Annotated in this window: 3 protein-coding genes; all 3 read right to left on the reverse strand. The window is 72.7% G+C overall.

Annotation, left to right across the window (positions count from 1 at the left end; translation table 11 throughout):
- Positions 1–189: 189 nt before the first annotated feature.
- A complete protein-coding gene (der, locus tag M3N57_11645) occupies positions 190–2268 on the reverse strand; it encodes a ribosome biogenesis GTPase Der (protein ID MDP9023321.1) in 2079 nt (692 codons plus the stop codon).
- Positions 2265–3650 (reverse strand): 3-phosphoshikimate 1-carboxyvinyltransferase, encoded by a 1386-nt coding sequence (gene aroA, locus M3N57_11650; protein MDP9023322.1) that lies wholly within the window; start codon positions 3648–3650, stop codon positions 2265–2267. Before aroA ends, der begins: the two co-directional genes overlap by 4 nt.
- Before the next feature lie 101 nt (positions 3651–3751).
- The coding region (locus M3N57_11655) for a prephenate dehydrogenase/arogenate dehydrogenase family protein (GenBank protein MDP9023323.1) at positions 3752–4667 on the reverse strand (916 nt) is incomplete at its 5' end.

Here is a 4667-nt window from a genome sequence, read left to right on the forward strand (position 1 = left end):
ACGCTACCAGAGCCGCCCCCCACCGACGACCCGATCGGCAGGCCGCCGAGCGCGCCACGGCACGGCGCTTCGGGCCGACCACGGACCGGGAGTCGTGAGACCTGCTGCCATCCTCGGTCGGCCTCGAGCTGCGGCGCACCGCAACAGGTGGGTTGCGGCGCGGCGCCAGAGCGGGGCCTCCCCGGTGGGTCAACGGCTGCCTTCGGCGCGGCGGCCGCCACGCAGCCGCAGACGCACCGGCGTGCCGACCAGCCCGTAACGCTCCCTCAGCGTGCGTTCGAGGTAGCGCTCGTATGCGGGGGTGAGTTGGCCGCTACCGAACAGGACGAACGTCGGCGGGCCGGTGGCCGGCTGGGTGACGTACTTCAGCCGAGCCGATCTCCCTCGCGCACCGGGTGGCGGCGGGACACGCTCGGTGACCTCCCCTAGCCAGGTGTTCAGCTCTCCCGTCGAGATGCGCGTGCGGTATGCGTCGTAGACGTTCCGCAGCCACGGAACGACGCGCCCGACTCCCCGACCGGTCAGCGCCGAGACGTTGACCCGAGGTGCCCAGCCGGCGAAACCCAGCAGCCGTTCGAGTTCGCGCTCGAGGTAAGGACGACGCTCGGCGTCGACCAGATCCCACTTGTTGACGACGAGCACGATGCCGCACCCGGCGTCGCGGATCATGGCCGCCAGTCGCTGGTCCTGGTCGCCGATCGGTTCGGAACCGTCGACGACGAACAGTGCGAGGTCGGCCGTCTCGACCGCCCGGCGGGTCCGATCCGCGCTGTACAGCTCGGTGTCCTCGCCGTGGCGGTAGCGCCGCCGCAGTCCCGCGGTGTCCACGAACGCCCAAGGCTCACCATCGATCGTGACCAGCGTGTCGACAGCGTCCCGGGTCGTGTGCGGGACGGGATCGACGATCGAGCGTTCCTCGCCCAGGAGCTGGTTGAACAGCGACGACTTGCCGACGTTGGGCCGACCCACCACCGCAACCCGCGGGATGCCGGACTCGTCGGGTGACGACTCGGGCGCGTCCTCGGCCAGAACGTCGACGATCGCGTCGAGGACGTCACCCACGGCACGCCCGTGCGCGGCCGAGACCGGCAAGGGATCTCCGAGGCCGAGCCCGTACAACTCGTGGATCAGCGGCTCCTGTTTCGGCGAATCGACCTTGTTGGCCACCAGCAGCACTGGGGTCCCGGCTCGGCGCAGCAGCTTGGCGTACCGCTCGTCGTCCGCCAGCGCCCCGACCGTCGCATCCACGACGAACACCGCCAGATCAGCCTCGGCCACAGCCTTCTCGGCTTGCTCGACGACCCGGGCCGCCATGCCGTCGGCTCCGTGCTCCCAGCCCCCGGTGTCCACGATCGTGAACGCCCTGCCCCGCCAGGTCGCCAGGTGCTCGGTCCGGTCGCGCGTCACTCCCGGTTTCTGCTCCACGATGGCAGCGCGGTGGCCGATCACCCGGTTCACGAAGGTGGACTTGCCCACGTTCGGCCGGCCGACCACCGCGACCCGCGGCAGGGCGCGCCGCGTCGGGGCGACCGCACGCAGCGCCGCCGCGTCGAGCGCGGCCTCGTCGAGCTCCTCCGTCTGGGGCGGTGCCTCCGGCCGCTCGTGGGGCTCCTCGCCCCAGACGGCACGTGCCAGGGCGATCACCGCCTGGATCGTCTCCTCGGGTGACATGTCGGTGGTGTCGATCTCCCAGGCGTCCTCGGCCTTGGCCAGCGGCGCCAGCGAACGGCCGGCGTCGGCGGCGTCACGCCGGGCCAGCTCCGCGGCGACGGTCGACTGGTCGGCGTCGTCCTGCTGCGCCGCGCGGCGACGAGCGCGCTCGTCCGGGTCGGCCGTCAGCCAGACCTTGAGGTCGGCGTCGGGGAACACGACGGTCCCGATGTCGCGTCCCTCCACGACGCCTCCGCCGGGGAGCACGGCCTCGCGTTGGACGTCGACCAGCGCCGCGCGCACACCCGGGTGGGCAGACACCGCCGAGACCGCGGCCGTGACGTCGTCACCGCGGAGCTGGTCCTCCACGTCGTCGCCGTCGAGGTAGGTCCGGCCGTCGCGACGCTCGATCTGGCGCTGCTCGGCCACACGGGCCGTGGCGTCCTCGTCGTGGGGGTCCACGCCGGCACGAAGCACCGCCAGGGTGACCGCCCGGTACAGCGCCCCGGTGTCGATGTGCGGCACATCCAGCGCGTCGGCCACACCTCGAGCGACGGTGGACTTGCCGACCCCCGACGGACCGTCGATCGCCACGATGCGGCCCTCGACCCGGTTCACGCGGCACCCGGCCGGTCGAGGACCTCCACCGTGCCGCCGAGTCCGCGCAGGTGCTCGAGGAACGAGGGGTACGAGGTCGCGACGCACCCGAAGCCGCGGACCTCGACCGGGCCGGTGGCGTAGGTCGCCGCGACGCAAGCGGTCATGGCGATGCGGTGATCGCCCCGGGCATGCACCGTCCCTCCGCCGGGGCGCTGACCGCCTGGCACCTCGAAACCGTCGGGGCGCTCGTGAACCGTGACGCCGAGGGCCTGCAACGTGGCTGCGAGCGCCGCGATGCGGTCGCTCTCCTTGACGCGGAGCTCAGCGGCGTCGCGGACGACGAGACCGTCGCGGCTCAGCGCGCCGGCGACCGCCAACACCGGGAGCTCGTCGAGGGCATCGACAACCGCCGAACCGGCCACGGTCGCGCCGGTCAGATCCGCCGGCCACACCCGCACGGCCGCCCGTGGCTCGCCCGAGACCTCCCCGGTCGGATCGATCTCCAACCTGGCGTCCATGGCCCGCAGCACGTCGACCACCCCCAACCGCGTCGGGTTGGCGCACAGGCCAGGAAGCTCAACGCCGTCACCACGGCCGTTGATCGCCGCCGCCGCGGCCACCATCCAGAACGCGGCGCTCGACGGATCCCCGGGAACGTCGACCGGTCGGGGCTGCAACCCTCCAGGGCGGAGCGCCACGACCTCACGGCCGTCACCCAGATGGCGGACGGTCACGTCGCCCCCCAGGTAGGTCACCAGCCGCTCCGTGTGGTCCCGGCTACGCGCCGGGCTGGTGACCTCGGTGGGTCCGTCGGCGCGCAGGCCCGCGAGCATCACGGCCGACTTGACCTGAGCGCTGGCCACCGGGCTGACGTGGTGGACGCCACGGAGGCCTCCGCCACGCACCACGACAGGTGGGAGCATCCCACCGGCCCGGCCATCGACGTGTGCTCCCATCGCACGCAGCGGCGCGACGACGCGGTCCATCGGGCGGCGCCGCAGAGACGCGTCCCCGGTGAGGACGGCCAGGCCGTCGATCCCCGCCGTGACCCCGGCGAGCAACCGCATCGCCGTCCCCGAGTTGCCGCAGTCGACGACGTCACTGGCCTCCACCAGCGGGCCGGCGACGGTGCCAGCCAGGCCGCCATCGTTCCCGCTCACGTCGACCACGGCTCCGAGCAGGCGGAGCGCTCCCGCCGTGGCCGCCACATCCCCGCTGGGAGCCAAACCCCTGACGCTGACCGCACCGTCCGTCAGCGCCCCGATCAGCAGTGCACGGTGGCTGATCGACTTGTCGCCGGGGACGACGACCGATCCGGTCAGCGGACCGGGGTGCACGCGAACACGGTCGGCGACCGTCATGGCGGCGTTGGGCGGCCCGTGCGGGCTCTCAGTGGGCACCCGTCGAGGGTGCCACGCCGGCGCCGAACTCACTACCGCTTCCCACCCCCGAGAACACCAGCTGCCCCCCCGCACCCCACCGGCCTGTGGGCGTGAGGCGGTTACCGTGTCTCGAGGTGGCTGGGGAAGCCGCGGGCAGCCAGGGCCAGCCTGGCACGCTCCGCGGTGTCCTCGCCAGCGACAGCGACGACGAGCGCGCCGCGGGCGCTGTCCTCGGCGTGGCGCATCGACACGTCCTCGATGTTGATCCCGACCGCGCCCAGTGCCGTCGTGACCGCTGCCAGGCTCCCGGGTCGGTCGTGGACCGGGATGACCACATCGATCACCGGCGCGTCGACAGCCTTGCCTGGCAGCAGGGCGCGCGCGTCGCGGCCGGCCCCGAGTGCCTGCCTGACCGCGGCCCAGTCCCCGGCGGCGAGCGCAGTGCGGAGTGCGCCGAGCACCCCCGCGAACCCCTCGAGCGCGTCGAGCACCGCCTCACGGTTCTCGCTCAGGATCCCGGTCCACAGGTCGGGGCTGCTGGCGGCCACCCGCGTCACGTCCCGGAACCCTCCGCCCGCCATCGCCAGCAGTCCGGGGTCGGCCCGGGCGGTCTCGGCAGCGAACGCCATCAACGCGGACGCCACCACCTGAGGCAGGTGACTGACGATCCCCACCAGCCGGTCGTGCGTCGCGGCGTCCACCGCGATGACGCGCGCCCCCAGGAGGCGAACGAACGACGCGAGTCGGTTGAACGCCTCCGCCGGCGCGGACGCCGACGGAGTCAGGACGTACGCGGCTCCCTGGAAGATCGTTCCATCTGCGCCGTCGAGACCCTCCCTCTCGCTCCCCGCCATCGGGTGGCCGCCGATGAACGCCGGGCCCATCCCGGGTGAGCGTCCGCCTAGACCCTCGACCTCAGCCATAACGTTAGACTTTACGCTTCCAACATCTGTCAGGACGGCGCTCGGTTGCATCACCGACCAGATGGAGGCGGCGACCTTGGGAATCTCTTCCAGTGGAACGGCGATGAAGACC

The organism is Actinomycetota bacterium, assembly GCA_030776725.1.
Classification (GTDB): domain Bacteria; phylum Actinomycetota; class Nitriliruptoria; order Nitriliruptorales; family JAHWKO01; genus JAHWKW01.